Below are 26,291 nucleotides of genomic sequence, written 5' to 3'. Positions count from 1 at the left end.
CGGCGCAAGGGCCGGAACCGGGCTATCCCCGCCCCGGCGAGCGTGGGCCCGCCTTGCGCTGCTGCTGCGTCGTATAGGCATCCCAATGGCTCCAGCTGCCATTGCTGAGGCTTTGCAGATCGGTGCCGAGCGGACGGCGCGTGCGCTTGTCATGCTCGGCGATGACGCGTTCGGATTGCGCAATCTTGCGCTTGAGTTCCCCGATAGTCTTCTGGGTCTGGCCGTTGCGCTTGGAGGACGCGATCTCGCCCATCGTGAAGCGCGCGGTCTCAAGCGCCTTCAACTCGGCGCGGTTTTTCTTCAACTGAACCCGGTGCCAGGCGATGTTGCTGTCGCTGTCCGCAACCATGTGGGAACTCCGCTGATTCGCTCCCCCAGTGTACCAAGCGCCGAATCGGCGGGGCAACGCCCGGCCGAAGGCGAAAATGCGGAGATATTGCGAGAAAACGCGGCGTTTAGCGTTCGGCAAACGCCTTTTCGACCACGAACTGGGCGGGTTCACCATGGTTGCCCTCCACGAAGCCGCGCTCGCCCAGCAGCACGCGGGTGTCGGCGACCAGCGCCGGACTGCCGCAGATCATGACGCGGTCATGGGCCGCCTCGATGGCCGGCAGGCCGATATCGGTGAACAGCTTGCCCGAAGTAATGAGGTCGGTGATGCGGCCGCGGTTGCGGAAGGGATCACGGGTCACGGTCGGGTAATAGATCAGCTGGTTCTGGATATACTCGCCAAGCAGCTCGTCCTTTGGCAGGTGCTCGGTGATCATCTCGCCATAGGCGAGTTCCCTAACGTGACGGCAGCCGTGCAGCAGCACGACCTTCTCGAACCGCTCATAGGTCTGGGGATCCTTGATCACGCTCAGGAACGGCGCGAGACCTGTGCCAGTGCCGATAAGGTAGAGGTTGCGGCCCGCTTCCAGATTGTCGATGACCAGCGTGCCGGTGGCCTTGCGGCTGACGATGATCGCGTCACCTTGCTTCAGATGCTGGAGGCGCGAGGTCAGCGGACCATCGGGCACCTTGATCGAGAAGAATTCGAGCGTGTCCTCGTAATTGGCGCTGGCGACGCTGTAGGCCCGCAGCAAGGGCTTCTCGCCCACCTTGAGCCCGATCATGGTGAATTCGCCGTTGCGGAAACGGAAGGTCGGGCTGCGGGTGGTCTTGAAGGAGAACAGCGTGTCGGTCCAGTGGTGGACGCTCAAAACGCTTTCCTGATTGAAATTGCTCATCTCACCCTTCCGTTTCGCTTCTAACGCGGTTTTTCGAGGCGGTCAGCTATGCGTCGTTTGTATACGATCATTCGTATACTAATGAATAATCCCGCTTGATCCCGCGGTCAAGGCTGCCCAAGATCGAAAGCGTTGCAGTTGGGAATGAGGAGCCCTTTCCATGGCGCATGACGCACCCCAGGCCACCGGACCCTTGAAGCTGGTGATCCGCAATATCGGCCTGATCCTGTCCGGCGCGCTGGAAAAGCCCATTCTGGACGGCGACACCATCGTCGCCGAGAACGGCAAGATATCAGCCGTCGGGCGTTACAAGGATCTCAACACCGAAGGTGCGACCACCATCGTCGACGCCAACGGCACGACGGTCGCCCCAGGCCTGATCGACAGCCACGTCCATCCTGTCGCGGGCGACTGGACGCCGCGGCAGAACCAGATCAACTGGATCGACAGCTCGCTCCATGGCGGCATCACCACCATGATCTCGGCGGGCGAAGTGCACATGCCCGGCCGCCCCCGCGACGTCGTCGGGCTGAAGGCGATGGCGATCTTCGCCCAGCGCGCGTTCTGGACGCTGCGTCCGGGCGGCGTGAAGGTTCACGCCGGTGCGCCGGTGATCGAATGCGAGATGGTCGAGGAAGACTTCAAGGAAATGGCCGCCGCCGGCGTCAAGCTGCTCGGCGAAGTCGGGCTCGGCGGTGTGAAGGACGGCCCGACCGCGCGCAAGATGGTCGGCTGGGCGCGCAAATACGGCATCCAGAGCACCATTCACACCGGGGGCCCCTCGATCCCCGGCTCCGGCCTGATCGACAAGGACGTGGTGCTGGAGGCCGATACCGACGTGGTCGGCCACATCAATGGCGGCCACACCGCGCTGCCCGACGACCAGATCCGCTGCATCTGCGAGGGCTGCAAGCGCGGGCTCGAGATCGTTCACAACGGCAATGAGCGCTCGGCGCTCTACACGCTGCGCATCGCGCGCGAGATGGGCGATCTGCACCGCGTCATCCTCGGCACCGACGGGCCGGCCGGCTCCGGCGTGCAGCCGCTCGGCATCTTGCGCATGGTCTCGATGCTGTCCTCGATCGGCGAGCTGCCGGCCGAGCTCGCGTTTTGCCTTGCCACCGGCAACACCGCGCGGATGCGACAGCTCGATTGCGGCCTCATCGAAGTCGGCCGCGCCGCCGACTTCGTCATCATGGACAAGGCCCAGCACTCGCCCGGCAAGAATATCCTGGAGAGCGTCCAGCTCGGCGACCTCCCCGGCATCGGCATGACCATCATCGACGGCATCGTGCGGACGCAACGCAGCCGCAACACGCCGCCTGCGGGGCGGGTACCGGAGGTGGTGGCGAAGTAGAGCCGGGAAGAAGGTTGCCGTAGGGTGGGTTAGCCTTGTGGACTGCGCAAAGCGCAGACCGCAAGGCGTAACCCACCTCTTTGCTACCCGCGGAGACAGAAGTGGTGGGTTACGCCGAGCAGATGCTGCGCATATGCAGGGCTAACCCGCCCTACGAGATCTAACTCTCAGTTCGTTCAGTGCCGTAGGGTGGGCAAAGCGAAGCGTGCCCACCATTCTCTCCTCGATCGTGGAGGTCGTGGGCACGGCGCAAGAGCGCCTTTGCCCACCCTACGAGACCGTCACCGCAGCTTGTTCAGCAGCGCCATCAAGAGCTCGCGCTCTTTCGCATCGAGCGGTGCCAGCGTTTCGCGCGTGATCGCAATCGCGTTCGGCGCGAGTTTCTCGGCAAGCTGCTGACCGGCGCGCGTCAGGCTCACCAGCAGCCGCCGCCCGTCTTCGGGATCCTGGCTGGTCTCGGTCAGCCCACGCGCGGTCAAACGATCGATCACACCCTTGATGGTCGCGACGTCCATCGCGGTCAGCCGTCCGAGCTGGTTCTGCGAGCACGGCCCGGTCTCGGCAAGCTTCGACAGCGCCGCCCACTGTGTCGGCGTCAGGTTGATGCCGATGTCGCGGGAGAAGATCGCGCTGTGGCGCTGCCAGACCTGGCGCAGGATGAAGCCGACCTGCTCGTCGAGCACATAAGGCGGTTTGGCCGGTTTGACGTTCTTCTTCGCCGTAACGCTTCTCGCCATCCGTCCCCGCCTCACAACGACAAATGCGCGTCACGAATATCCGGACGCGCGTCAAGCTCGGCCATGGTGCCGCCGAAGCAAATGCGGCCGCGCTCGATGATATAGGCGCGATCGGAAATCAGCCGTGCAAAATGCAAATTCTGCTCGGAGACGACGATGCTGACGCCTTCCTTCTTCATGGTCAGGATGGCATCGACCATCTGCTCCACGATCTTCGGCGACAGGCCTTCCGAGGGCTCATCCAGCAACACCAGCGACGGATTGCCCATCAGCGTGCGCGCAATGGTCAGCATCTGCTGCTCACCGCCGCTCATGCGGCCGCCGGGACGATTCTTCATTTCGCCCAGATTCGGAAACAGCGCGAACAGCTTTTCCCGATCCCAGTGCGGCGCATTCGGCCGTTTCGGCTGGCGGCCGACTTCGAGATTCTCCTCCACCGTCAAATCGGTGAAGATGCGCCGCTCCTCCGGCACATAGCCGAGCCCCTCGCGCACGATCTCATGCGTCGGCTTGGCAGAGACGTCCTTGCCCTCGAACATGATGCGGCCGGTGCGCTGCGCGACGAGGCCGACGATCGAGCGGAACGTGGTCGACTTGCCGGCGCCGTTGCGACCGAGCAGTGCCACGACTTCGCCCTCACCGACCTCGAAACCGATGTCGAACAGGATATGGGCGGGGCCGTAATGGCTGTTGAGGTCTTGCACCGTAAGCTTCATGCCGAGGCCCCCTCGCGATGCCCGCCCTCGTACAGCAGCCCCTCGCCGAGATAGATCGCCTGCACCTGCGGGTTGCCGCGCACCTCGGCCGGCGAGCCCTCGGCGATCAGCGTGCCGCGATTGAGCACGATGATGCGGTCGGCATGCTCGAACACCACGTCCATGTCGTGCTCGGTAAAGAGCACGCCGATCGACTTCTCCTTCGCGATCTGCGCCGTGAGCCGCATCAGCTCGACGCGCTCGCGCGGCGCCATGCCGGCGGTCGGCTCGTCCATCAGCAAGAGCTTCGGATCGTTGGCGAGCGCCACCGCAAGCTCGAGGCGCTTGAGGTCGCCATAGGCGAGCTCGCCGCACGGCCGGTCCGCATAGCCGCTCATGCCGACCAGCTCGAGCAGCCGGCCGGCCTCGGTGCGGTCGACGTCAGGCGCCGAACCCCAGAGATTGAAGAGCTGCCTGCCATGCGAGATCAGCGCGACCTGCACGTTCTCGCGTACCGTCATGGTCGCGAAGGTCGCCGTGATCTGGAAGGTGCGCCCCACGCCCATGCGCCAGATCTCGCGCGGCTTCTTGCCCGTGGTCTCCTCGCCAAGCAGGCGCACTTGGCCGCTATCAGGCTTGTTCTGGCCGTTGAGCATGTCGAAGCAGGTGCTCTTGCCCGCGCCGTTCGGGCCGATCAGCGCCAGGATTTCGCCTGATCGCAGCGAGAACGAGACGCCGCGCACGGCGTGGATGCCGCCATAGGATTTGGTCAGGCCTTCGACCGCGAGAAGTGGGGGTGCGAGGCTCATTCGGCAGACTCGATCGGCTTGGCGAGCAAAGAGGATCCCGGCGGCGATGACTTCCTGCGGCGCTGCGCCAGCACCTCGAGCATGCCGACGATGCCCTTGGGGAAGACAACGACGATCAGCACGATGAAGCCGCCGAGCACGAGCTTGGACAGATCGGTCTGGCTCACCAGCCAGATGTTCAGCGCCTTGTACACGATGGCGCCGATCACCCCGCCGGACACCGTTTCGACGCCGCCGAGCAGCACCATGACCAGCGCATCGACCGAGAGCGAGATGCCGAGATTGTCAGGAAACACGCTGCCCTTCAGATAGGCGAACAGCGCGCCGCCGATGCCGGCGGTGGTGCCCGCGATCACGAACGCCGTCCACTGGATGCGCTTGGCATCGATGCCGACGGCCTCGCTGCGCAGCACCGAGTCACGCGTGGCGCGCAGCGCGTAGCCGAAAGGCGAGAACACCGCGATCCTGAGCGCAATGGTGACGAGCGCCGCAACGCCGAGCGCCAGCCAGTAGAAATGCGACGGGCTCGCGGCCCAGCTCGCGGGCCAGACGCCCAATATGCCGTTGTCGCCACCTGTGACGCTGACCCACTGGAACGCGATCGACCACACGATCTGCGCAAAGGCCAGCGTCAGCATCGCAAAGTAGACGCCGGAGAGCTGCACCGCGAAGAAGCCGAACACGGCGGCCCCCATGCAGCCGAGCAGCGGGCCGAGCAGCAGGCAGACAATCATCGGCAGTCCCGCCAGCTTGGCGAGGAACGCGACGCCATAGGCGCCGAGGCCGAAATAGGCGGCGTGGCCGAACGAGGCGAGCCCGCCGACCGACATCAGGAAATGCAGGGAGACGGCGAAGATCACGAAGATCGCGATTTCGGAGCCGACGGTCAGCGCGTAATTGCCGGCGAACAGCGGCAGCAGCGCCGCGACGACGAGCGCCGCCAGCGACGCCAGCCGCTCGTTCGACGTCAGTGGCCGCCACGGATTGACCGTGAGGCCCGGCGTCCTGCGCGCGGCCGCCTCCGGCTTGCCGAACAGGCCCCAGGGCCGGACGATCAGCACCACGGCCATCACCAGGAAGACCAGGATGATGGAAATTTTTGGAAAGATCAGGATGCCGAACGCGTTCAACTCGGAGACCAGCACCGCCGCAACGAAGGCGCCGACGATGCTGCCAAGGCCGCCGATCACGACCACGACAAAGACCTCGACGATGATGCGCAGATCCATAGCGTGATGCACGGCATCGCGCGGGATCTGGAGCGCGCCGCCAAGCGCGGCAAGGAAGACACCGACCGCGAACACCGACGTGAACAGCCATTTCTGATTGACGCCGAGCGCGGCGACCATGTCGCGATCCTGCGTCGCCGCGCGCACCAGGACGCCCCAGCGCGTGCGCTGGAACAGCAGCCAGAGAATGCCGAGCACGACGGGCCCGAGCACGATCAGGAACAGATCGTAGCTCGGGATGTTCTGGCCGAAGAAATCGACCGCGCCCTTGAAGCCCGGCGCGCGGCGGCCGACGAGGTCGTCGGGCCCCCAGATCAGCACGACGAGATCCTCGACCATGAGCGTGAGGCCGAAGGTGCCGAGCAATTGGAATAGTTCGGGGGCGTGATAGATGCGACGGAGCAGCACCATCTCGACGAGGACGCCGATCAGCGCCACCGCCAACGCCGCCGCGACCACCCCGCCCCAGAAGCCGAACGCTCCGGAGAAGCGCTCGGTCAGCGTGAAGGCGATATAGGCGCCGATCATGTAGAAAGCGCCATGCGCGAAATTCACGATCCGCGTCACGCCAAAGATGATCGACAGGCCCGAGGCCACCAGGAACAGCGACGCTGCGCTGGCGAGTCCGGTCAGAAACTGTACGACGTAAAAGGCCATCGGCGGTCCGGGTTGGATTTAGTGCGATCCCGCGACGAGCGCGGGCCTTGTAGGGTGGGTTAGCCCTGCAGATGCGCAGAGCGCATCTGCTCGGCGTAACCCACCACCTTTTGTCGTGTTGCGCCGAAGATGGTGGGTTACGCCTGCGGCGTAACCCACCCTACGGTAGCGGAATTCCGAACGGCCTCTCAATCCTTCGGGCGCAGCTTCTCAACTTCGGCATCACCAGGCAGATAGTCCGCGCCCTTCTTGTAAGCAGCGTCCACCATCACGCCCTTGCCGTCCTTCTGCGCGGTCTTGCCGACGAAGGCCCCTAACGTCGACTGGTGGTCGATCTTGCGGAAGGTGATCTCGCCGAACGGCGACGGCATCGAGATGCCTTCGGCCGCCGCGATCATCTTGTCGGTATCGGTCGAACCGGCCTTGGCCAGGATCGCCGCCGCCGCCTTGATCGTCTGGTAGCCGACGATCGAGCCGAGGCGCGGATAGTCGTTGTACTTGGCCTGATACGCCTTCAGGAACGCATCATGCTCGGGCGTCTTGATCGAGTACCAGGGATAGCCGGTGACGATCCAGCCCTCGGGCGTCTCGTCCTTGAGCGGATCGAGATATTCGGGCTCGCCGGTCAGGAAGGACACGACCTCGCGCCCCTTGAACAGGCCGCGGGTGTTACCTTCACGCACGAGCTTGACGAGGTCAGGACCGAAGGTGACGTTGAGGATGGCTTCCGGATTGGCCTGCGCCACAGCCTGCACAACCGGGCCCGCATCGATCTTGCCCTGCGGCGGCCACTGCTCGTCGACCCATTGGATGTCAGGACGCTTCTCCGACATCAGCTTCTTGAACACGGCAACGGCCGACTGGCCGTATTCATAGTTCGGCGCAATCGTCGCCCAGCGTTTTGCCGGCAACTTGCTGGCGGCTTCCACCAGCATGGCGGCCTGCATGTAGTTGGAGGGACGCAGGCGGAAGGTGTACTTGTTGCCCTTCGCCCAGGTCACGGCGTCCGTCAGCGGCTCGGCCGCGAGGAAGAACACCTTCTTCTGGTTGGCGAAGTCGGAGACCGCCAGGCCGATATTCGACAGGAACGTCCCCGTCAGCATCGCAACGCCTTCGCTGGAGACGAGCTCGTTGGCCGCGGTCTGCGCATCGGCCGGCTTGCCGCCGTCGTCCTTGGAGACGACCACAAGCTTCTTGCCGTTGATGCCGCCAGATGCGTTGATCTCTTCGACCGCGAGCTGCCAGCCCTTGCGGTAGGGTTCGGTGAATGCAGGCAGCAGCGAGTAGCTGTTGATCTCGCCGATCTTGATGTCCTCCGCCAGCGCCGAATGGCCCATGCCGGCAGCCAGAAGCGCAAAGGCCGCGCCGACGACGTAATTTCTTGCTCGCATCCCAACCTCCAGTTTTTAACTCGCGAAATCTTCTGTTTCAGACCATCTTCTATTTCAAACCGTCTTCACCCTTGATCTCGGCCACCGTCAGCCCGCCGACGCGCGGCAAAGGACGGCCGCTGTCGGTGACGGCGACGGCCACCATGATCTCGTTGGCGCGCGGCGCGTCGTTGATCTGCACTTCCATGCCGTCGAAATGACTGCGCACGAAGGCGGCGTCCTTATGCCCGAGCGGAATGTCGAGCGTGGTGCCGGGGCCGCTGCGCTTCTTGGAGGATGGAATCAGCGCCGCGCCCTTGCCCAGAACTTTCCGCACCGGCGCGCCCATCTTGGGATGAAGGATCGCGGCGGCATGTTCGAGCTCGCCATTCTCGCCGACAGCGGCGGCCTTGCCGTAGCTGTGCGCCTGGGCGCCATCGATGCCGAGCGCCGCCACCGCGCGCTTCGCCAGCAAATCACCAAGCTCCTCGCCGATCGCGATCAGTGGCGAGAGATCCTCGACGTATCTTCCGGCAAAGGGATTCTCGATCACGGCGATCGCCGCCGCGCGCCGTGTCGGCGGCGAGACCTGGCGGCCCATCTCCATCTGCGTCTCTTCGACGACGGTGACGATCTTGCGGATGATCGCGCTCATGCTTCACGTCCCTGTTCAGGCATCGACCGCATTCTCCAGCATCAGCGGGCGCGACCGTTGCTCTTCTATGGTCCTGGTTCCGATGACAAGCATATCACCACAAAGCCTGAGCACGGCCCCCTCGATCAATCCGCGATCGAACAATTGCCGTGCACATTCCGCGCCAGATTCCAGCGCGGTGGCGATCTCTTCTTGCGACAATTCCCCGACGTCGCGGGTGACGAGACGTTCGCCGAGATCGCTGTCGGGCTGAAGCTCGTTGGCGGGCTGCCTGACGATGGCGGGATGGCCGGGCAGATCGACGGCATTGGCGATCACGGTCGCCGCCGCGTCGGCCTGCGAGGCGGTCGCCGCCAGCACCGTCACCGCATCGGCAATGCCGAGCGAAAAGCTGCGGCCATGGCGGCCGCTGGTGGCGATGCCGCGCACGGGATCGTCCGCATCGATCCTCATGGCGCGCATCACGCCATCGCGGTCGGGCCGATCCATCAGGCCGACCGAAAAATGCTCGCCCCGGGCGAGATGCAGGGCGATGTCACCGCCGTTGTTGACATAGACACGGTCGAGCGAGGCGGCGCCAAGCATCGCGCCGAGAATCTCCTCGGCCACGCTGCCGGCCACTGCTGCCATGGGCGTGATGAAACAATCGGCGGCGTAGGGCGCGACAGCTGCATGCATCCGGCACGCGACTACGCCTTTCAGCGAAGTTCGCGCCTCGGCGGCCTTGCGCAGCTCCGGCAGTTCCGTACAGAGCTCATCGAGCAGCCCGGTGAACCGCCGCGATGCAGCCTCATAGGCCGCGCGCACCTGATGCGCCGGGCCCCTCGCCTCGACGATCAGGTCAATCGGTCCATCCTGCAAATGCAGCCGCCGGCCATCAGACAGCAATGCGATTTGCGGGAGCCGTGTCATGCCCGTCGTCCCGGGATCGGATGCTGCCAGGGCAGCTGACGGACATCGTCGCCGCCTTTCACCTCGGACAGCGGCTTGACATAATCCATGTGCCCGCCGAGCGCGGCGTAGTCGGACAGCTTCATCGTGAATTCGATCGGCGCGACCAGTGCCGGCGTCGGCACATAACCGAACGCGCCCGCGGGCATCTGCGTCACGTCGACCATGTAGGTGATGCCGCCGCCCGGCCAGACATAAACCGCCGCACCGCCGCTGGTGACGCGCGTCAGCGCGTCCTTCACCGAGCGCGTCAGCCGCACCGGATTGTCGGTGACGCCGGCGCGCAGCGAACCGCCCGCACCGGCCATGAACAGCACCGTGCACAGCGCCGGCTCACAATTTTCCTGGATGCGCTCGACCGTGAATTTCAAATCGGCCGGCATCTCGGTCTCGACCGGCTTCAAGGCTTCGTCGAGCACGTAGTAGGACGAATGCTCGCCTGTCGTGGACACCATCAGCATTGAGAGGCCAGGCCTGGCCTCCTTGGGATCGAATGGCCCGAGAATCGCGAGCGGATCGGAGATATTGGTTCCACCCCACCCGGTGCCGGGATCGGCGACCTGGAAATAGCGGCCGGGCGTCGAGCGCCGGCCCTTCATCTTGATGCCGGTGTCGGCGATGTCGAGCAGCTTTCCCGCCTGATGCTCGGAGAGCACGCCGGTGATGTGGTCGTCCACCACGACGACCTCATCCACCTTGCCGTGCCATTGCTTGGCGAACATGCCGATCGTCGCCGAGCCGCAGCCGACGCGCATGCGCTCTTCCTTCACGCCGTTGACGATCGGCGGCTGGCCGGCCTGCACCACAATGCTGGCGCCGCCGTCGATGGTCAGCTCCACCGCCTTGCAATTGGCAAGGTCCATCAGCGTGTCGCAGGTGACGCGCCCCTCTTTCTTGGAGCCGCCAGTCAGATGGTGCACGCCGCCGAGCGACAGCATCTGCGAGCCGTATTCGCTGGTGGTGACGTGGCCGACCGCCTCGCCCTGCGCGCGCACGGTCGCGGTCTCCGGCCCGAGATAGCGGTCGGTGTCGATCTTCACCTTGACGCCGCAATAGGAGAAGATGCCCTCGGTGACGACAGTCACCATGTCGACGCCGTCGACCTCGGAGGAGACGATGAAAGGCGCCGGCTTGTAGTCGGGATAGGTCGTCCCCGCGCCAATCGCGGTCACGAAGGTCGAGGGCTCGTGAACGAGCTTGCCGTCCCAGTCTTCGCTGCGGCTGAACGGCACCAGCTTGCCGCCCTGCGACACGGTACGTTCCAGAATGACGTGCGGATCGACGCGGACGAGCTTGCCATCGTGATTGGCATAGCGGTCGCAAGCGCCCGCCGCGCCCGGCTTGATGTAGCACATCACCGGACAGGCATCGCAGCGGATCTTGTCGGTGGCCGCGCTCGTCGTTTCCATCACCATGTCAAAGCCAGCAGAGCGTGCGGTTATCATTCGTATACGAACGATGTTGCGCGCGGTCCCGATAGCTGTCAAGCGGCGCCGCGCGCGAAAAGGCGCGCCTGCCGAATAAAACCTCATTTGCCTCCCGGCCTTGTCCACAAAGCGGGCAGCCACGCTGCATTGCGGCATGACGGCTTGCACGTTTGTGTACAAACGGTATCGTCGCGACAGAGAAATTTCACGACCGCAGGGTTTGGGAACGAGGATGACGCAGCCACCGATCCGCCTCACCGTGAACGGCAGGATCCACGACGTCACGGCGGAGCGCCGGACGCCGCTGCTCTACGTGCTGCGCAACGATCTCGGACTCAATGGGCCGAAATATGGTTGCGGCCTGGGTGAATGCGGCACCTGCACTGTCCTGATCGACGGCGCGGCCGCCCGCTCCTGCGTCATTCCGGTCAGCGGTTGCGCCGGGCGCGACATCGTGACGCTCGAAGGCCTCGGCACAAGCAACAAGCCTGACGTGGTGCAGCAGGCCTTCATCGACGAGCAGGCCGCGCAATGCGGCTACTGCCTCAACGGCATGATCATGACCACCAAGGCGCTGCTCGCGATCAACCCGCAGCCGACCGAGCAGGAAGCGCTCGCGGCGTTGCGCTACAATCTCTGCCGCTGCGGCACGCATGTCGAAATCCTGCGCGCCGTGATGCGCGCCTCGAGCCAGCTCGCCGAGGCCGTTGATTGATGGCCTCTCTTGCTTCGAATGCAGCTGCGCGAGGCTCGCTCATCGTCGTCCGCACGGTGGACGAGGTCACATCGGAAACCTTCATCCGCATCGCCGCGGACGGTTCAGTCACGGCCTATAACGGCCACGTCGATCTCGGCACAGGAATCCGCACCGCGCTCGGCCAGATCGTCGCCGAAGAGCTAGACGTCTCCTTTGCGCGAGTCATCGTTGTGCTCGGCGACACGGCGGTCGTGCCGAACCAGGGCGCCACGATCGCCAGCGAAACCATCCAGATCACGGCCGTTCCGCTCCGCAAGGCCGCAGCGCAAGCGCGACAGTTCTTGATGGCGCGCGCGGCCGAGCGGCTGGAACTGCCGGAGACTGAGCTCAAGATCGAAGACGGCCTGGTGCGCGGTCATAACCACAGCGTCAGCTATGGCGAGCTGATTGGTGGCGTAACCATTCGTCTCGAACTGGCCGATGACGTTGCCGTCAAGGCCGCCAGCGACTACGCCATCGTCGGCCAGTCGATGCCGCGCGTCGATCTTCCCGCCAAGGCCACGGGCGAATTGACCTTCGTGCACGATATCCGCCTGCCCGGCATGCTGCATGGCCGCGTGGTGCGCCCACCCTACTCCGGCGTCGATGCCGGCCCGTTCGTCGGCACCAGCCTGATCGCCGTCGATGAAGCTTCCGTGCGCGCCATTCCCGGCATCGTAGCCGTCGTCCACATCGGCGATTTCGTCGGTGTCGTCGCCGAGCGCGAGGAGAATGCGATTCGCGCCGCCGAGCAGCTTAAGGTGAGCTGGAAGCCGACGCCGGCGTTGACCGATCTCGCGGATGTCGAGACCGCGCTGCGCGCCCAGCCGTCGACGCCCCGCACGCTGATCGACAAGGGCGACGTCGATGCGGCGATCTCGGGCGCGGCCAAGCCGATGCGGCGTACTTATGTGTGGCCGTACCAGATGCACGCCTCGATCGGCCCGTCCTGCGCGGTCGCGGACTTCCAGGACGGCAACATCCGGGTCTGGTCCGGCACGCAGAATCCGCATGTGCTGCGCGCCGATCTCGCACTGCTTGTCGAGCGTCCCGAGAGCGAGGTCGAGGTCATCCGCCTGGAGGCCGCCGGTTGCTATGGCCGCAACTGCGCCGATGACGTCACCGCGGATGCGCTGCTGCTGTCGCGCGCGGTCGGTCGGCCCGTGCGCGTGCAGCTGACGCGCGAGCAGGAGCACGCCTGGGAGCCCAAGGGCACCGCGCAGCTGATCGACGTCAATGGCGGGCTCGATGCTGATGGCGGCATCGCCGGCTACGACCTCGCCACGCGCTATCCCTCGAACGCGGCGCCGACGCTGGCGCTGCTGCTCACGGGGCGCATCTCGCCCGAGCCCGCGGTCCTGCAAATGGGCGACCGCACCGCGATCCCGCCTTACGACTACGACCACATGCGCGTCGTCGCCCATGACATGGCGCCGATCGTGCGCGCGTCCTGGTTTCGCGGCGTCTCGGCGCTGCCGAACACCTTTGCGCATGAATCCTACATCGACGAGGCCGCGACCGAAGCCGGCGTCGACCCGATCGAATACCGCCTGCGTTATCTGAAAGACCAGCGCGCCACCGATCTTGTCAACGCGGTGGCCGAACGCGCCGGCTGGACGCCACGTCCGGTGCGCGAGGAGAAGGACGGCGAGATCGTGCACGGGCGCGGTTTTGCCTACGCACTCTACGTTCACAGCAAATTCCCCGGCTATGGCGCCGCGTGGTCGGCCTGGGTTGCGGACGTTGCCGTGAACAAAACCACCGGCGACGTCAGCGTCACCCGCGTCGTCGCGGGGCAGGACTCCGGCCTGATGATCAATCCGGACGGCGTGCGCCACCAGATCCATGGCAACGTCATCCAGTCCACCAGCCGCGCGCTGATGGAAGAAGTTTCGTTCGAGCGGGGCGCGGTGGCGGCGCGCGAATGGGGTGCTTATCCGATCATCCCCTTCCCCGACGTGCCGAAGATCGACGTCCTGATGCTGCCGCGACAGGACCAGCCACCGCTCGGCGTCGGCGAGTCCGCGTCAGTCCCGAGTGCGGCCGCGATCGCGAATGCGATCTTCGATGCCACCGGCGTGCGCTTTCGCGAGCCTCCATTCACGCCCGAACGCATCCTGAAGGGCCTGTACGGTGAAACGTCGCGGGAGCCACAAGCGCTGCCCGCGCCGGCGACGCCAAAATCGTCCCGCATCTGGGAGAATCCCTTCGCAAGACGCGCCGGCGTCTTCGCGACGATCGCGGCCGTCTGCACCGCCGCGATCGGCATCGGCGCCGCGCTGCTGCCCGGGCGTGCCATCGCGCCGATCGCACGTCCCGACGCATCGGTCTATTCCGCGGCAACGGTCGCACGCGGCGAGCAGCTGGCCGCACTCGGCAATTGCGCGGAATGCCATACGAGCCTCGGCGGCGTGCTCAACGCCGGCGGCCGCGCACTGGAGACGCCATTCGGCACGATCCATTCGACCAACATCACGCCCGACGTCGAGAGCGGCATCGGCGCCTGGTCCTATCCCGCCTTCGAGCGCGCGATGCGCGACGGCTTGCATCGCGACGGCCGGCAGCTTTATCCCGCCTTTCCCTACACGCATTTTTCGAAAACCAGCGACGCCGACATGCAGGCGCTCTACGCCTACCTGATGGCGCAGCCCGCGGTGCGCGCGACAGCGCCCGCGAACGCGCTCGCCTTTCCGTTCAACATCCGCCCGCTGCTCGCGGGCTGGAATGCCCTGTTCCATCAGGCGCGCGGGTTCAAGCCCGAACCCGCCAGGTCCGAGCAATGGAATCGCGGCGCCTATCTGGTCGAGAGCCTCGGTCATTGCAGCGCCTGCCATTCGCCGCGCAATGCGCTCGGCGCCGAGCAACACCAGGCCTATCTCGCCGGCGGCTTTGCGGAAGGCTGGGAGGCGCCGCCATTGACCTCGCTCTCGCACGCGCCGATCCCGTGGAGCGAGGACGAGCTGTTCACCTATTTGCGCACCGGCCATTCGCGCTATCACGGCGTCGCGGCCGGCCCGATGGCACCGATCGTGAGGGATCTCAAAGCCCTGCCCGATCAGGACATCCGCGCGATGGCGGTCTATCTCGGCTCGTTCAACGATACCGTCGCCGATGCGCCCGCACTCGCGACGAAGCTCGAGAGCGCAACCCGGGTCACCGTGACATCATCGAGCGGCGCGCGGCTCTATCAAGGCGCCTGCGCCGTCTGTCACGAGGTCGGTGGCCTGCCGCTGTTCGGCAGCCGGCCTTCGCTCGCGCTCAACAGCAATCTGCACAGCGCGACGGCGGACAATCTGGTCCAGGTGATCCTGCACGGCATCACTGAACCCGCCTCGAGCGATCTCGGCTACATGCCCGCGTTTGGGAATAGCATGAGCGATGCGCAGGTCGGGGAGCTCGTCACCTTCCTGCGCGGTCAGTTTGCGCCGGACAAGCCGGCCTGGACCGGCTTGCGCGAGACGATCGCGCGCGTGAGATCGTCAACGACGCACTAAATCAAGCGCGCGTCTTCATCTCCACCGGAGGCGTGCCATGGGTGTGGAACGACTCGATTGTCTTCAGCCCCCAGGCCTGGCCCTTCTTGCGCTCCTCTTCCGTCCATACGATCGGCTTCCAGTCCGGCGCGAGGATCAGGCGCGCGCCGGCATTGGCGACTTCGACGCGGTTGCCGCCGGGCTCGTAGACATAGAGGAAGAAGGTCTGCTGTATTGCGTGCTTGTGCGGCCCGGTCTCGATATGCACGCCGTTTTCCAGGAAGATATCAGCCGCGCGAAGAATCTCCTCGCGGCTGTCGAGCGCGTAGGTGACATGGTGGAAGCGGCCGGGCGTGCCGGAATGGTCGAGCGAATAGGCGAAATCGTAGCTCTTGTTCGACATGGTCAGCCACATCGCAGCCTCGCGGCCGTCATTGAGCACGATCTGCTCGGTCAGCCGGCAGCCGAGATAGGTCTCGAAGAACTCGCGGTTGGCCTTGATGTCGACGGCGAGGCAGTTGAGATGGTCGAGCCGGCGGACATTGACGCCGCGCGCGGGAAAGCGCTGCGCCTGATTCTTCAACGCCGGCTTCAGCTCCGGCGGCGCCTGATACCATTCGGTCTCGTAATAGAGTTCGACGATGTGTCCGTCGGGGTCGCGGCAACGGAACGTCGGTCCCTGCCCCATGTCGCCGTCGATCCAGCCGATGTCGAAGCCGGAGCCTTTCAGCGCGGCGACGCGGCGCTCCAGTGCCTGCTGGCTGCGCGCGCGCAGTGCCATATGCTCCATGCCTGACGTCTTCGAGGCCGTCAGCTTGAGCGAATAGCGCTCGTAATCGTCCCAGCCGCGCAGGTACACCGACTCGCCCTTCCGCCCGCTGATGGTCATGCCCATGACGTCGACGAAGAACTTCAGGCTCTCGTCGGGTTTCGGCGTCAGCAGCTCCATGTGGCCGAGATGAGCGAGATCGAGGATCGGTTCGGGCTGCATGGGTGTTCTCCAAAGCCTCGGCGGGCGCGGCTCATTTGTACTAATGTACAAATGATTAGGTCTCGTCAACAAACCCGTGCGTGCCGGCCGAGAGCAGCCCCGCCTCGTCACTGCGAGGGTCATTCTCCCGACGGCGGGCGGACTGCCCGAATGGTAAAATTTTCCTTAATTCGAATGAGGCTCAAGGGCCTGGAAAACCGGCATTTTCGGGCGGTTTCCGGCAGCAAGCATGCACTCGGAACAACTCTAGCCGTCGAATTGTAGCGGATTTAACAAAGCCCCCACGACTGCCGTTTAACCGTTTGTGCAGCGACGCCCCCGCATAGTCGCAGAAACAGTCTGACTTTTCAGGTTCATCCATCGTGACATCCTTTGGACGCGTGATTTCGGTACGTGGATCGCTCGCCCGGGTCGGGCTTCTGGCGCAGAGCCAGATGTCGATCTCGGAGGTGCGGGCCACGGTCGGCCGCTTCGTCAGCATCCGCTGCGCCAGCTCGGTCATCGTCGCCATGATCACCGAAGTGTCCTGCGAGAATCTCGCGAGCACCGGCGAATACGTCGCGATCGCCTCGGTCGACCTGCTCGGCGAAATCCTTAACGCCGCCGACAAGGCCAAATTCCAGCGCGGCGTCACCAATTATCCGACCATCGGCGATGCCGTCGACCTGATCACCAGCCAGGAGCTGCGCACGATCTACGCGCCGACCGGGTCGGACCAGATCAATGTCGGCTTCCTCCAGCAGGACCGCTCGGTCGTCGCCTATGTCGACATCGAGGAAATGCTGTCCAAGCATTTTGCGGTGCTGGGATCGACCGGCGTCGGTAAATCGACCGGCGTGTCGCTGCTGCTCAACGAGATCCTGAAGGCGCGGCCGAACCTGCGCATCTTCCTGCTCGACGTGCACAACGAATATGGCCGCTGCTTCGGCGACCGTGCGCTGGTGCTCAACCCGCGAAACCTGAAGCTGCCGTTCTGGCTGTTCAATTTCGAGGAAATCGTCGACGTGCTGTTCGGCGGCCGCGCCGGCGTGCCGGAGGAGCTGGACGTCCTCGCCGAGGTGATCCCCATCGCCAAGGGCATCTACACGCAATACCAAAACACCGACCGGCTTGGCCTGAAGCGCGTCGATCCCAAGCAGATCGGCTTCACCGTCGACACGCCGGTGCCGTACCGTCTGGTCGATCTGGTCTCGCTGATCGACGAGCGCATGGGCAAGCTGGAAAACCGCTCCTCGCGCATCATCTATCATAAGCTGATCTCGCGCATCGAAGCCGTGAAGAACGATCCGCGCTACGCCTTCATGTTCGACAACGCCAATGTCGGCGGCGACACCATGGCCGAGGTGATCAGCCATCTGTTCCGCCTGCCCGCCAATGGCAAGCCGATGACGGTGATGCAGCTCGCCGGCTTCCCGGCCGAAGTCATCGATTCCGTCGTGTCGGTGCTGTGCCGTATGGCGTTCGACTTCGGCCTCTGGAGCGACGGCGTCTCGCCGATGCTGTTCGTCTGCGAGGAAGCACACCGCTACGCCTCCTCCGACCGCAATATCGGCTTCGGGCCGACCCGCAAGGCAGTCTCGCGCATCGCCAAGGAAGGCCGCAAATACGGCGTCTATCTCGGCCTGATCACGCAGCGCCCCGCAGAGCTCGACGCCACCATCATCTCCCAGTGCAACACGCTGTTCACGATGCGTCTTGCCAACGACCGCGACCAGGCGCTGCTGCGCGCCGCCGTGTCGGATGCGGCCGCGAACCTGTTGTCCTTCGTGCCCTCGCTCGGTACCCGCGAGGTGCTGGCGTTCGGCGAAGGTGTCGCCCTGCCGACGCGCTTGCGCTTCAAGGAAGTGCCGCCGCATCAATTGCCGCGCGGCGAGGCCACCATTTCGAGCGTGCCGTCGATGTCTGCCGGTCACGACATGCATTTCGTCGGCGCGGTGCTCGAGCGCTGGCGCGGTGCGACCTCGCAGCGCGACGTGCCGAACGATCCGGTGTTCGCCGCGCCGCCCGCCAGGACGCTCGCGCCGGCCGAAGCGCCCATGCTTCAGCCCTCGCTGGGCCTCGACCCCGACCGCTTCTCGTTGCTGAAGAAGCCGCTGCGGTAAGGGGGCGGACACCGCTTCTACAAATTCCGCCGTCATGCCCCGGCTTGACCGGGGCATCCAGTACGCCGCGGCCTCTCGATTCAATCGCCTGCGTCTCTGGAATACTGGATCGCCTGATTACATCGGGCGATGACAGTGCACGCGTGGCACATTGAGCGAGCCCCCCTCATCGACTATGGTTTCCCGCCCCCAAGCCGGAATCCATGCCAATGACAAAATCCGCGGCGCAACGCTTCTCCGCACCCGCCATCGACAAGCTGCCCGACGACATCCGCACCCGCCTCCTCGCCGTGCAGGAAAAGAGTGGTTTCGTGCCCAACGTCTTCCTGACGCTGGCCTACCGTCCCGACGAGTTCCGCGCTTTCTTCGCCTATCACGACGCGCTGATGGAAAAGGATGGCGGGCTTACCAAGGCCGAGCGCGAGATGATCGTGGTGGCGACCTCGGCCGCCAACCAGTGCCAATATTGCGTGATCGCCCATGGTGCGATCCTGCGCATCCGCGCCAAGAACCCGTTGATTGCCGACCAGATCGCGATCAACTACCGCAAGGCCGATATCACGCCGCGGCAGAAAGCCATGCTCGATTTCGCGATGAAGATCTCGGCCGACGCACAGCGGATCGCCGACGAGGATTTTGCCGCGTTGGCTCCGCATGGCTTCAGTGACGACGACATCTGGGACATCGCGGCGATCTCGGCCTTCTTCGCGCTGTCAAACCGTCTGGCAAATTTCACCGGCATGCGGCCGAACGACGAATTCTACCTGATGGGACGCCTGCCCAAAACCGACAAGAAATGACCGAAAAGCAATGACCGAGCTCGACTGGAGCGAAATCCTGCTGCGCCTCGGCGTCGCCACACTGGCCGGCAGCGCGATCGGGCTCAACCGGGATTTGCAGGGCAAGCCGCTCGGGCTGAAGACGCTCGGCATCGTCGGCCTCTCCACCGCGACCGTGGTCCTGCTCGCGCTGCAGCTCTCCGAGCCCGGCAAGGTCGTCGATGCCACCAGCCGGGTCATCCAGGGCATCCTCACCGGCATCGGCTTTCTCGGCGCCGGCGTCATCGTCCATGAAAGCGAGCGGTTTCGCGTTCGCGGGCTGACCAGCGCCGCCTGCACCTTCCTGGCCGCCTGCCTCGGCGTGGTCTGCGGCGCCGGACAGTGGAAGACCGTCGCGATCGCGCTGGCGCTGACCTTCATGTTGCTCACGATCGGCCGCCGGATCGAGCGCCACCTGCACCGCATGCTCGGCGGCAAGGACGAGCCGCACGAAGACAACGGGCAAGCGTAGCGGCCCTTGCTCAAATCTTCCGCTCGCATATTGCTCCGACGCGCTGATAATTGCCGCGAAAGATTTCGCTGATGCCCGCCACCGACGACGGTTCGAACTTGAGAGACATGATGGATACCAGCACTCACGACCCCGGCGACGTCACGTTCGACTTCCGCGAACTGTCGGCGCGCGACAAGTACAAGCTGCTGATCGGCACCGTCGTGCCGCGGCCGATCGCGCTGGTGACGACGGTCGACCCCGACGGGAAGATCAACGCCGCGCCGTTCAGCTTCTTCAACTGCCTGTCGGCCGATCCGCCGATTCTTGCGCTCGGAGTCGAGAACCATCCGGACATGCGGTTCAAGGACACCGGCCTCAACATCCGCCTGACCGAGGTCTTCACCGTCAACATCGTCTCGCACGCCATTGCCGAAGCGATGCACGTCTGCGCCGTGCCGTTCGCGCCGGAGCATGATGAACTTCAGGCCGCGGGCCTGACTGCCATGCCGGGCAAGACCGTGGCGTCACCCTGGATCAAGGAGGCGCCGGCCGCCTTCGAATGCCGCCGACATGTCACGCTCGAACTCGGCAAGTCGCGTCAGATCATCCTGGGCGAGATTCTCTTCGCGCATTACCACTCGGACGTCGTGGATGCCGAGCGCCTCCACATCGACCCGGCGAGACTCGATGCCATCGCCAGGCTCGGTGGCAGCACCTGCTCCACCATTCGCGACCGTTTTGACATGGAAACGCCGACGCTCGACGATTACTGGAGCCAGCGGCAGTCCTAGAGCATGATCCGGACCCGGAGGGCCGCGTTAGCGAAAAATGTGAAGCGGTTTTTCCTCGCGACATCAGCGGAACGCGTTTGCGCGGATCATGCTCAAACAGAGAGCTAAAGCGCGATGACGATGCAACCCAATCCCATTGCGCTTTGGGCGAGCATCGATCTCACGGCGCTCAGGACGTATGCCCGTCGAAGTCGCCCTCGGGCGTCTTCTTGGCGCGTTGCGGGGTCATCCTGGCCGGATCCGGCTGGCCTGGAACGCCGCGTGGTCCGAGCTGCGCGCGCTGGAGATCCTCTTCGGAGAATGCTGGCTCGACCCCGTTGGGTTCGGTGCGCCTGATGGCATGAATGTCGTCTTTCTCGCTCATGCTGGACTCCTTGCGTTGCGAGAGCCTGACCAATCAAAGCCAGGCGCAGGCGTTCCAAACCTGGCGACCAAGCCGGGTTCCCAATTCCGCAAGCTTGACGTCATGCGCGCGAGCCAGCGGTCTGAAGAAAGAGCGACCCTCGCCCAAGGGGTTCGAGCGAAGGCCAAAGTAAGGGAGAGGCACGGGTCGCCCATCGTGGCGCGATGGCGTCGTCCCTAAGTCGGAGGACGCAGTCCCGGCGAAGACACCCAATCCTCCAGATGCGCCATGGTGTCCGCGTTGCGCGCTTGCTTGAGAAGCTGGTCCCGCTCGATGCCCGGTGGCAGCGCCTCGGCGCGCTCACGCATCGCGATGGCAAGCCTAGCCAAGGTCTCTCGGAGTATCTCGGCTTGTTGGACGCGATGCCAGTGCTTCAATGTCGCAACCCCCCGTCCAATCAGGGATCCCGGGGTCCGATCAAGGATCCCTGGTTAACGCTACGACCGAAAAGCGCGGCGTTCTCCAACATAGGTTATAGCTGCACTGCGATTTAGACGGCCGCGACCGTCAGCCGAGGCTTGCGCGGATCGATATCTGGAAGACGCGCGCACCGTCCTCGGTCTGCACCTCCAGACGCCAGTCATCGTCGGGCTGCAGATCGCCATCGAGGTCGCGCAAGCAGTCGCCGGCGTACCGTGTCGCGACTTCCCAGGCCGCGCGTCGATCCGGAAGTTCCTGGCCAAGCTCGTCGCGGTCGTTCGACCGATCGCCGCTACAGATGTTGAAGTAGAATCTGGGCATCGCCAAACCCGTCCCGGGATTCCCGACGGGTAAAGTAACCCATGTTAATTTGGTTCCTATTCGCCCCGCTGGTTTTGGCCCGAAGGGGCGAAGTCGGTGGCACCTGACCGACGCCGGCGGGACGATTTTCCTGTTTTCGTGGGAGTTAGCTTAGGTTAACGACTGGCGCCGTCCGCATCGTCATCCTCACTTTCCGGGATTTGGGGGTGCGTGATGTCATTGTTTCAACGGTTCTGCTTCGTCGTCGCCGCAACTGGAATGATCGTCCTCGTCGCCGCCAGCGTCACGCTGCTGTTGTCCTGACCGGTTCGCTGGGCCGCGGGTCAATGGTAACGACGACCTGGATTGCCGGCGCATGCGCAAGCTCCAACCATCTGATCGCTTCATCGACCCAATGGTCGTGATTGAGAGGATCGGCCGCGGCCTGTTCGCGGCAAGCGGCCGCTTGGATCAGACATGCCGCCCTGCGATCCACCGGGTTCACTTCGAAACGAGCTGGCCCGACGTGGCCAACCATCCGTTGATGCTTCGTGCAATCTCCGCCTGACGCGCCTTCTGCAACATGATGTTGCGAGCTTCCCCTAGCGGAAGCTTTCCCGCCGCCTTGCGCGCCGCGACCGCCGCCTGCTCCAATCGATCGTCGAACGGTACCGTCTGCTTACGGCGGTTGCGCTTCTGTGTCATGGAAACCTCCGTGCCGGTCTCCACGCTGCGCCTCGACGGCGCCGATGTCGCTAACCTGGGTTATCGCGCGCAGCCTTATAAGTTTTCACGTCGGAGGAACAATCGCGCCCTCTGCGCGTCTTGTGCGAACGCTCGAAACTAGCCGTCAGCCAGCTTTTCGACCGAGAGCGTGATCGAGATCTTCAGGCACGGCGCATGTTCATCCTCGCGCACGTCGACGACGACCTGGTCGGCGCTCCCGGCCACGAATGCTTCGCGGGCGATGGAGGCACCGGTCAGCACCGCTTCCTTGCGGGCAACGTCCACGTCGGCGAAATTCTGCCCATCCTCATCCGGGATGAGACGGCTGTCCTCGCGGATATCAAAATGGAAGCGCGGCATCCGGACCTCAAAGGGTTGGCGATTGATGCAGGTAACGGGGTTCGAAATCCGCTAGTTCCTGAAACTTCCGCTCGTCGAGCACGGTGACGCGGCCGCGATTAAGCTCGACGATCCCCTCCTGGCGCAGCTGTCTGATCACCCGGTTGGCGTGCACTGCGGTGATGCCCAGCGCCTCCCCGATCTGCTCCTGCGTCAGAGGCATTTCAAAGCTGTTGCTGTCCAGCCGCCCGATCAGCCTGAGGCGCTCGCGCAGCTCGATCATGACATGGGCGAGCCGTGCCGGCGCGGGACGTTGACCGACATTGACGATCCATTCGCGAAACATTGCGGAGTCGATCAGCGTGTCGCGCCAGAACATCTCGGCCACGCGCGGGCTGCGCCGATGCAACTTTTGCAGCGCCTCATGACTGATGAAACCGAGCGTCGCCGGCGTCAACGTCGATAAATCATGGTCCATCACGTGCAGAAACAGGCTCATGAGATCAGGGATCTCGCCGGGGATATGCAGCGAAAGGATCTGCCGCTTGCCATTCGCAAGGGTCTTGGAGCGCGCGCAAAATCCGTCCACGATCAGGCAGCAGTCGGTCGCGCGCTCGCCATCGCGCACCACCGCCGTCTCGGCCGGAAACTGCCGCACCGAGATCGGAAGGGCTTCGACCTCCTTGATATCCTCCCCCGCAATTGCGGAAGAAACGCGCAGTCGCTCGATGAGCGCCGCGCGGATCGCGTCGCTGGGCACTTCTTTGGCTCCCGTCGTGGAGAAGGAACTCAAGGCGCCGCCGCGCCCGCCGGGACAAAACCCGCAATCGCCTCGCACGGTTCCAACAAAAGTTAAGGACGCGGCTTGGCGGCGCGTGGTTGGCTTGGCGCTCGAAAGGGCAATTCATCATGAAGAAGCGCAATCGTACGCGACCGGCCCAGTCCCTTCAGGAACGGCTGACCAGGTTCACGCAGAGCGCCCGCGCCGCGGCCAACAATCTTCCGGTCGGCGCCGAGCGTCACGCACTGCTGCAAAAGGCACGCGACGGCGAGGCCGCCGCGGCGATGGAGCGTTTGCTCTCCTCCCCCGGCCCACAAGGCCCGAAATAGGCGGGCCGGGCAGCCGGATCGCTAGTGCTTCACCATCAGCGGGAGCGCAGGTGCGAAGCGCTCCTCGAACGTCAAAGTCCTGGCCTGGTGGACCGCGGCGAACGACGCCGAGAGTCCTGCTGAAGCAACCACGGCCAAGCCAATTGCGAAAACCAGACGGCGCATGTGAGCCTCCTTTGTGAGCTCGACTACCATGATTAAGTGGAGCGGCTCTGTTTCAGGACGGTTTCGTCAGCGCGGAAAATGATTGCGTTCAAGCGGCTGTGATGAGGTCGGCCTCGTCGGGCCGCATGCCATCACCAACTCATGAGCATCGCCGTTGTCTTGCAGCGAGCGCGAGGAGTGACGGGAATTTCCCGCCCGCGAGCGCGATCGGCTATCGCAGGACGCCGCGACAGGCAAAACCTGCTTGCGTGCAGCGCCTTCGAGGAAACTCACATGAAGATCGTGATTCAAAAGCTCAATGGTCTGTGGCACCTCATCGTCGGATCGTATCGAATCCGTACCCCCTTTCTGGAGACCCAGGACCGCGCGCTGGTCGTGACATACGCCAGGCGCGCCTACCCTGGCGCCAAGATCTTCCAGCGCGACTGATGGAAGCGTTGCGCGCTTCAATCGTCCGATGCCGGCCCGCACCAGCCGGGCAGGTAGATTGCATCCTTGCTCTTGGCCGCAGCCAGCGCCTTCTCGAGCGCCTTGTCGAAGTTGGCGTCCACCGCCTTGCGCGACAGCTTGCGGCGCAGGAAGTCGGCCCATAGAAATTCGGAGAACGGCGTGGTGTCCTTGGCGAAGCCGCCCATGCGGCGGAGCTCGCCGGCGAGGCTGCGGAACGGATCGTCCTTGAGATCGGCGACCGATTTCGGCAGATCGCGGAATGACCGGCGCTCGCCCTTGGAGTCGTAAGGGTAGACCCAGCGCTTGTTGTCCATGACGCCCCAGAACGCTTCTTTCTCGACCATGCGAAGGTCGCCGACGACAGTCACCAGCACCTGCTTGATGCCCTCGTCGTGGAGCGCGCGGCCGAGATGGTGATGGTCGATGACGTAGTAGCGTCCGTCAGGGCCGGCGACGACGGGGATCATGTGGGTGCCAAGCAGGTCGGACTGCTTGTTCTTGCCGTGCTCGCGCCAGCGCTTGCGCTTCTCCTTGACCTCGCGCATGCCGACCGTCATCTGCGTCGGCCGAAGCGACAGGATCGGTACCGGGTGCACTCTCGGCTCGCGCGCGTTGGTCGTCATGATCGAGGGCCTCTCATCTGGTTGCAAGCTGTCGTCCGGGTTCCCGATTATGCCATCGGCCTTGCGGCGGCAACATGCGTTCGAGACACCAAGCGCGATCCGGACCCGCAGTGTTGCGGCGCAACCCAGAGCTTCCTAATGCCTGGATGACAACCGGGGCCGGTTATGAGAGGAGGGTCATGCGAACGCGCAATGCACGTGCGCGTTGAGAAGATTTTCTGCACCCACGATGTCGCCTGTGCTATTTAAAAATCGCTGCTTCGGAGTGATCCCCGCCCCATGAAATCCCAGCGGCCCATAACCTCGGACGACGAGCACCGGGTGCTCCAGTTCAGGCCGCGCACGACGCCCTCTCCGGTGGTTCATCGGGGCAGCGCTGTCGTCCAGAAGCTGCGGGCAGCGGCGCCCGAACCGCGCGACCTGTCAGGTTATGAAAGGCCGCGCGAGGCGCCGGACGATTTCCGACATCGCATGCTCGCCAACGTCGCCGCGCTCGCCTTTACCATCGCCCTGACTGCGATCGGGATCTGGCTCGCGGTCAGCATCGCCGATCTGCGCCGCACACAGGATTGCGTGCTGATGGGCCGCCGGGACTGCGTCAGGATCACGACACCGCACATCTAGGCCCGGCCGGGGACGTCGTCGTGCCCGGGCTTGTCCCGCCTGCGCGGCTGAAGCCGCTTCGGCGCGGGGAAGGCCCGTGCATCCACGTTCTTTGGGCAGCTGGCAAGGCGTGGATGGCCGGGACAAGCCCGGCCATGACGGCGCGACCACAGAACGCCAGTACGGGGATGGGGCAGCATCCCCAGCCCTGTCCCCCACCCCGTCCGGCTCCATTGAACTCGGGGCGGCGCTCCGATATACGGGCTCTCGACCCGTCCAGAGGGGGGTTTGAGGGCGTCATCAGGGGCGCGATGCCCACCCACCGTGCCGCTCTGGGAACCTGACAAATATCAGCAATATATCAAAGGCTTAGTGATGTCCTCCACATTCGATCAGGTCGCTACGATCATCGCTGAAACCTGCGACATCCCGCGCGACACGATCACGCCGGATAGCCATGCCATCGATGACCTCGGCATCGACAGCCTCGATTTCCTGGACATCGCGTTCGCGATCGACAAGCAGTTCGGCATCAAGCTGCCGCTGGAAAAGTGGACCCAGGAAGTCAACGACGGCAAGGCGACCACCGAGCAGTATTTCGTGCTGAAGAACCTGTGCGCGCGCATCGACGAGCTGGTTGCCGCCAAGGGCGCGAGCGCCTGATCGGGCGG

30 protein-coding genes are annotated in these 26,291 nt (G+C 64.4%); 11 read left to right on the top strand and 19 right to left on the bottom strand.

Annotated elements, in window-relative coordinates; translation table 11 throughout:
• Positions 1-22: 22 nt before the first annotated feature.
• Both HYH07_RS07545 and HYH07_RS07540 read right to left on the bottom strand, forming a co-directional pair.
• Complete coding sequence (locus HYH07_RS07545) at positions 23-349, bottom strand: hypothetical protein (protein WP_220001906.1); 327 nt, start codon at positions 347-349, stop codon at positions 23-25.
• A 106-nt stretch (positions 350-455) separates the two neighbouring features.
• Positions 456-1,229: a ferredoxin--NADP reductase gene (locus HYH07_RS07540; RefSeq protein ID WP_220001905.1), complete on the bottom strand. Its 774-nt coding sequence runs from the start codon at positions 1,227-1,229 to the stop codon at positions 456-458.
• Between the two features lie 160 nt (positions 1,230-1,389).
• Here HYH07_RS07540 and HYH07_RS07535 point away from each other — a divergent pair, with 160 nt between their 5' ends.
• Positions 1,390-2,586, top strand: coding sequence for an amidohydrolase family protein (locus tag HYH07_RS07535; protein ID WP_220001904.1), 1,197 nt, complete (start codon positions 1,390-1,392; stop codon positions 2,584-2,586).
• A gap of 281 nt (positions 2,587-2,867) precedes the next feature.
• On the opposite strand, the gene HYH07_RS07530 is transcribed toward HYH07_RS07535, so the two are convergent.
• From HYH07_RS07530 to HYH07_RS07495, 8 genes are all read right to left on the bottom strand, one after another.
• Positions 2,868-3,323, bottom strand: a complete 456-nt coding sequence (locus HYH07_RS07530) for a MarR family winged helix-turn-helix transcriptional regulator (RefSeq protein ID WP_220001903.1) — start codon at positions 3,321-3,323, stop codon at positions 2,868-2,870.
• A gap of 11 nt (positions 3,324-3,334) precedes the next feature.
• Entirely contained in the window at positions 3,335-4,039 is a 705-nt protein-coding gene (locus tag HYH07_RS07525) for an ABC transporter ATP-binding protein (protein ID WP_220001902.1), read from the bottom strand.
• Positions 4,036-4,827 (bottom strand): ABC transporter ATP-binding protein, encoded by a 792-nt coding sequence (locus HYH07_RS07520; protein WP_220001901.1) that lies wholly within the window; start codon positions 4,825-4,827, stop codon positions 4,036-4,038. Before HYH07_RS07520 ends, HYH07_RS07525 begins: the two co-directional genes overlap by 4 nt.
• Positions 4,824-6,713: an ABC transporter permease gene (locus HYH07_RS07515; protein ID WP_220001900.1), complete on the bottom strand. Its 1,890-nt coding sequence runs from the start codon at positions 6,711-6,713 to the stop codon at positions 4,824-4,826. The genes HYH07_RS07520 and HYH07_RS07515 overlap by 4 nt, the downstream gene beginning before the upstream one ends.
• Before the next feature lie 188 nt (positions 6,714-6,901).
• Positions 6,902-8,104 carry an ABC transporter substrate-binding protein gene (locus tag HYH07_RS07510; protein ID WP_220001899.1) on the bottom strand — a complete coding sequence of 401 codons (1,203 nt, stop codon included), beginning with the start codon at positions 8,102-8,104 and terminating at the stop codon, positions 6,902-6,904.
• Between the two features lie 49 nt (positions 8,105-8,153).
• A complete protein-coding gene (locus HYH07_RS07505; protein WP_220001898.1) occupies positions 8,154-8,738 on the bottom strand; it encodes an amino acid synthesis family protein in 585 nt (194 codons plus the stop codon).
• Between the two features lie 15 nt (positions 8,739-8,753).
• Complete coding sequence (locus HYH07_RS07500) at positions 8,754-9,650, bottom strand: UPF0280 family protein (protein ID WP_220001897.1); 897 nt, start codon at positions 9,648-9,650, stop codon at positions 8,754-8,756.
• Complete coding sequence (locus HYH07_RS07495; RefSeq protein ID WP_220001896.1) at positions 9,647-11,104, bottom strand: 6-hydroxynicotinate reductase; 1,458 nt, start codon at positions 11,102-11,104, stop codon at positions 9,647-9,649. The genes HYH07_RS07500 and HYH07_RS07495 overlap by 4 nt, the downstream gene beginning before the upstream one ends.
• A 244-nt stretch (positions 11,105-11,348) precedes the next feature.
• Here HYH07_RS07495 and HYH07_RS07490 point away from each other — a divergent pair, with 244 nt between their 5' ends.
• Together HYH07_RS07490 and HYH07_RS07485 are read left to right on the top strand one after the other, a co-directional pair.
• Complete coding sequence (locus HYH07_RS07490) at positions 11,349-11,831, top strand: (2Fe-2S)-binding protein (RefSeq protein WP_220001895.1); 483 nt, start codon at positions 11,349-11,351, stop codon at positions 11,829-11,831.
• Positions 11,831-15,346 carry a molybdopterin cofactor-binding domain-containing protein gene (locus HYH07_RS07485; protein WP_220001894.1) on the top strand — a complete coding sequence of 1,172 codons (3,516 nt, stop codon included), beginning with the start codon at positions 11,831-11,833 and terminating at the stop codon, positions 15,344-15,346. Before HYH07_RS07490 ends, HYH07_RS07485 begins: the two co-directional genes overlap by 1 nt.
• A gap of 1 nt (position 15,347) precedes the next feature.
• Here HYH07_RS07485 and HYH07_RS07480 read toward each other — a convergent pair whose 3' ends face one another.
• Positions 15,348-16,316, bottom strand: coding sequence for a catechol 2,3-dioxygenase (locus HYH07_RS07480; protein ID WP_220001893.1), 969 nt, complete (start codon positions 16,314-16,316; stop codon positions 15,348-15,350).
• A 362-nt stretch (positions 16,317-16,678) separates the two neighbouring features.
• Between HYH07_RS07480 and HYH07_RS07475 the strand changes: the two genes are divergently transcribed.
• The 4 genes from HYH07_RS07475 (at position 16,679) to HYH07_RS07460 (ending at position 20,481) form a co-directional block, all read left to right on the top strand.
• A complete protein-coding gene (locus tag HYH07_RS07475) occupies positions 16,679-18,418 on the top strand; it encodes an ATP-binding protein (RefSeq protein ID WP_220001892.1) in 1,740 nt (579 codons plus the stop codon).
• A gap of 209 nt (positions 18,419-18,627) precedes the next feature.
• Positions 18,628-19,218: a peroxidase-related enzyme gene (locus HYH07_RS07470; RefSeq protein ID WP_220001891.1), complete on the top strand. Its 591-nt coding sequence runs from the start codon at positions 18,628-18,630 to the stop codon at positions 19,216-19,218.
• A gap of 10 nt (positions 19,219-19,228) precedes the next feature.
• On the top strand, positions 19,229-19,708 hold the full coding sequence (locus tag HYH07_RS07465) for an MgtC/SapB family protein (RefSeq protein WP_220001890.1): 480 nt from the start codon (positions 19,229-19,231) through the stop codon (positions 19,706-19,708).
• A gap of 110 nt (positions 19,709-19,818) precedes the next feature.
• The gene (locus HYH07_RS07460; RefSeq protein WP_220002025.1) at positions 19,819-20,481 is read left to right on the top strand and encodes a flavin reductase family protein; all 663 of its coding nucleotides are present in this window, start codon (positions 19,819-19,821) and stop codon (positions 20,479-20,481) included.
• A gap of 169 nt (positions 20,482-20,650) precedes the next feature.
• Here HYH07_RS07460 and HYH07_RS07455 read toward each other — a convergent pair whose 3' ends face one another.
• From HYH07_RS07455 to HYH07_RS07430, 6 genes are all read right to left on the bottom strand, one after another.
• Entirely contained in the window at positions 20,651-20,845 is a 195-nt protein-coding gene (locus HYH07_RS07455; protein ID WP_220001889.1) for a hypothetical protein, read from the bottom strand.
• 215 nt (positions 20,846-21,060) lie between these two features.
• Positions 21,061-21,213 carry a hypothetical protein gene (locus HYH07_RS07450; RefSeq protein ID WP_228749305.1) on the bottom strand — a complete coding sequence of 51 codons (153 nt, stop codon included), beginning with the start codon at positions 21,211-21,213 and terminating at the stop codon, positions 21,061-21,063.
• Positions 21,214-21,391: 178 nt separating this feature from the next.
• Positions 21,392-21,625, bottom strand: a complete 234-nt coding sequence (locus HYH07_RS07445) for a DUF6894 family protein (RefSeq protein ID WP_220001887.1) — start codon at positions 21,623-21,625, stop codon at positions 21,392-21,394.
• 480 nt (positions 21,626-22,105) lie between these two features.
• Positions 22,106-22,309 (bottom strand): hypothetical protein, encoded by a 204-nt coding sequence (locus HYH07_RS07440; protein WP_220001886.1) that lies wholly within the window; start codon positions 22,307-22,309, stop codon positions 22,106-22,108.
• 138 nt (positions 22,310-22,447) lie between these two features.
• A complete protein-coding gene (locus tag HYH07_RS07435; RefSeq protein ID WP_220001885.1) occupies positions 22,448-22,690 on the bottom strand; it encodes a DUF6894 family protein in 243 nt (80 codons plus the stop codon).
• A 7-nt stretch (positions 22,691-22,697) separates the two neighbouring features.
• A complete protein-coding gene (locus HYH07_RS07430; RefSeq protein WP_220001884.1) occupies positions 22,698-23,429 on the bottom strand; it encodes a Crp/Fnr family transcriptional regulator in 732 nt (243 codons plus the stop codon).
• Positions 23,430-23,578: 149 nt separating this feature from the next.
• On the opposite strand from HYH07_RS07430, the gene HYH07_RS07425 reads away from it, so the two are divergent.
• Entirely contained in the window at positions 23,579-23,779 is a 201-nt protein-coding gene (locus HYH07_RS07425) for a hypothetical protein (RefSeq protein ID WP_228749304.1), read from the top strand.
• 21 nt (positions 23,780-23,800) lie between these two features.
• Here the strand turns inward: HYH07_RS07425 and HYH07_RS07420 are convergent, their stop codons facing one another.
• A complete protein-coding gene (locus HYH07_RS07420) occupies positions 23,801-23,944 on the bottom strand; it encodes a hypothetical protein (protein ID WP_220001883.1) in 144 nt (47 codons plus the stop codon).
• A gap of 273 nt (positions 23,945-24,217) precedes the next feature.
• On the opposite strand from HYH07_RS07420, the gene HYH07_RS07415 reads away from it, so the two are divergent.
• Entirely contained in the window at positions 24,218-24,373 is a 156-nt protein-coding gene (locus tag HYH07_RS07415; RefSeq protein WP_167354019.1) for a hypothetical protein, read from the top strand.
• A 17-nt stretch (positions 24,374-24,390) separates the two neighbouring features.
• On the opposite strand, the gene HYH07_RS07410 is transcribed toward HYH07_RS07415, so the two are convergent.
• On the bottom strand, positions 24,391-25,017 hold the full coding sequence (locus HYH07_RS07410; RefSeq protein ID WP_057758369.1) for a ParB-like protein: 627 nt from the start codon (positions 25,015-25,017) through the stop codon (positions 24,391-24,393).
• A 279-nt stretch (positions 25,018-25,296) separates the two neighbouring features.
• On the opposite strand from HYH07_RS07410, the gene HYH07_RS07405 reads away from it, so the two are divergent.
• Together HYH07_RS07405 and HYH07_RS07400 are read left to right on the top strand one after the other, a co-directional pair.
• On the top strand, positions 25,297-25,641 hold the full coding sequence (locus tag HYH07_RS07405) for a hypothetical protein (protein ID WP_220001882.1): 345 nt from the start codon (positions 25,297-25,299) through the stop codon (positions 25,639-25,641).
• Between the two features lie 354 nt (positions 25,642-25,995).
• Positions 25,996-26,283: an acyl carrier protein gene (locus HYH07_RS07400; protein WP_007592476.1), complete on the top strand. Its 288-nt coding sequence runs from the start codon at positions 25,996-25,998 to the stop codon at positions 26,281-26,283.
• Positions 26,284-26,291: the final 8 nt, after the last annotated feature.

Origin of the sequence: Bradyrhizobium sp. BR 10261 (genome assembly GCF_019455395.1) — a bacterium.
Taxonomy (GTDB): domain Bacteria; phylum Pseudomonadota; class Alphaproteobacteria; order Rhizobiales; family Xanthobacteraceae; genus Bradyrhizobium; species Bradyrhizobium manausense.
The sequence above is the reverse complement of the archived record's forward strand: the minus strand, read 5'-3'. Positions and strand labels throughout refer to the sequence as shown.

Bases quoted from the DNA above. Each gene is read 5' to 3' on its own strand.
- HYH07_RS07545 (WP_220001906.1), bottom strand. From the start codon at position 349: ATGGTTGCGGACAGCGACAGCAACATCGCCTGGCACCGGGTTCAGTTG.
- HYH07_RS07540 (WP_220001905.1), bottom strand. From the start codon at position 1,229: ATGAGCAATTTCAATCAGGAAAGCGTTTTGAGCGTCCACCACTGGACC.
- HYH07_RS07535 (WP_220001904.1), top strand. From the start codon at position 1,390: ATGGCGCATGACGCACCCCAGGCCACCGGACCCTTGAAGCTGGTGATC.
- HYH07_RS07530 (WP_220001903.1), bottom strand. From the start codon at position 3,323: ATGGCGAGAAGCGTTACGGCGAAGAAGAACGTCAAACCGGCCAAACCG.
- HYH07_RS07525 (WP_220001902.1), bottom strand. From the start codon at position 4,039: ATGAAGCTTACGGTGCAAGACCTCAACAGCCATTACGGCCCCGCCCAT.
- HYH07_RS07520 (WP_220001901.1), bottom strand. From the start codon at position 4,827: ATGAGCCTCGCACCCCCACTTCTCGCGGTCGAAGGCCTGACCAAATCC.
- HYH07_RS07515 (WP_220001900.1), bottom strand. From the start codon at position 6,713: ATGGCCTTTTACGTCGTACAGTTTCTGACCGGACTCGCCAGCGCAGCG.
- HYH07_RS07510 (WP_220001899.1), bottom strand. From the start codon at position 8,104: ATGCGAGCAAGAAATTACGTCGTCGGCGCGGCCTTTGCGCTTCTGGCT.
- HYH07_RS07505 (WP_220001898.1), bottom strand. From the start codon at position 8,738: ATGAGCGCGATCATCCGCAAGATCGTCACCGTCGTCGAAGAGACGCAG.
- HYH07_RS07500 (WP_220001897.1), bottom strand. From the start codon at position 9,650: ATGACACGGCTCCCGCAAATCGCATTGCTGTCTGATGGCCGGCGGCTG.
- HYH07_RS07495 (WP_220001896.1), bottom strand. From the start codon at position 11,104: ATGGTGATGGAAACGACGAGCGCGGCCACCGACAAGATCCGCTGCGAT.
- HYH07_RS07490 (WP_220001895.1), top strand. From the start codon at position 11,349: ATGACGCAGCCACCGATCCGCCTCACCGTGAACGGCAGGATCCACGAC.
- HYH07_RS07485 (WP_220001894.1), top strand. From the start codon at position 11,831: ATGGCCTCTCTTGCTTCGAATGCAGCTGCGCGAGGCTCGCTCATCGTC.
- HYH07_RS07480 (WP_220001893.1), bottom strand. From the start codon at position 16,316: ATGCAGCCCGAACCGATCCTCGATCTCGCTCATCTCGGCCACATGGAG.
- HYH07_RS07470 (WP_220001891.1), top strand. From the start codon at position 18,628: ATGACAAAATCCGCGGCGCAACGCTTCTCCGCACCCGCCATCGACAAG.
- HYH07_RS07465 (WP_220001890.1), top strand. From the start codon at position 19,229: ATGACCGAGCTCGACTGGAGCGAAATCCTGCTGCGCCTCGGCGTCGCC.
- HYH07_RS07460 (WP_220002025.1), top strand. From the start codon at position 19,819: ATGGATACCAGCACTCACGACCCCGGCGACGTCACGTTCGACTTCCGC.
- HYH07_RS07455 (WP_220001889.1), bottom strand. From the start codon at position 20,845: ATGAGCGAGAAAGACGACATTCATGCCATCAGGCGCACCGAACCCAAC.
- HYH07_RS07445 (WP_220001887.1), bottom strand. From the start codon at position 21,625: ATGCCCAGATTCTACTTCAACATCTGTAGCGGCGATCGGTCGAACGAC.
- HYH07_RS07440 (WP_220001886.1), bottom strand. From the start codon at position 22,309: ATGACACAGAAGCGCAACCGCCGTAAGCAGACGGTACCGTTCGACGAT.
- HYH07_RS07435 (WP_220001885.1), bottom strand. From the start codon at position 22,690: ATGCCGCGCTTCCATTTTGATATCCGCGAGGACAGCCGTCTCATCCCG.
- HYH07_RS07425 (WP_228749304.1), top strand. From the start codon at position 23,579: ATGAAGAAGCGCAATCGTACGCGACCGGCCCAGTCCCTTCAGGAACGG.
- HYH07_RS07420 (WP_220001883.1), bottom strand. From the start codon at position 23,944: ATGCGCCGTCTGGTTTTCGCAATTGGCTTGGCCGTGGTTGCTTCAGCA.
- HYH07_RS07415 (WP_167354019.1), top strand. From the start codon at position 24,218: ATGAAGATCGTGATTCAAAAGCTCAATGGTCTGTGGCACCTCATCGTC.
- HYH07_RS07410 (WP_057758369.1), bottom strand. From the start codon at position 25,017: ATGACGACCAACGCGCGCGAGCCGAGAGTGCACCCGGTACCGATCCTG.
- HYH07_RS07405 (WP_220001882.1), top strand. From the start codon at position 25,297: ATGAAATCCCAGCGGCCCATAACCTCGGACGACGAGCACCGGGTGCTC.
- HYH07_RS07400 (WP_007592476.1), top strand. From the start codon at position 25,996: ATGTCCTCCACATTCGATCAGGTCGCTACGATCATCGCTGAAACCTGC.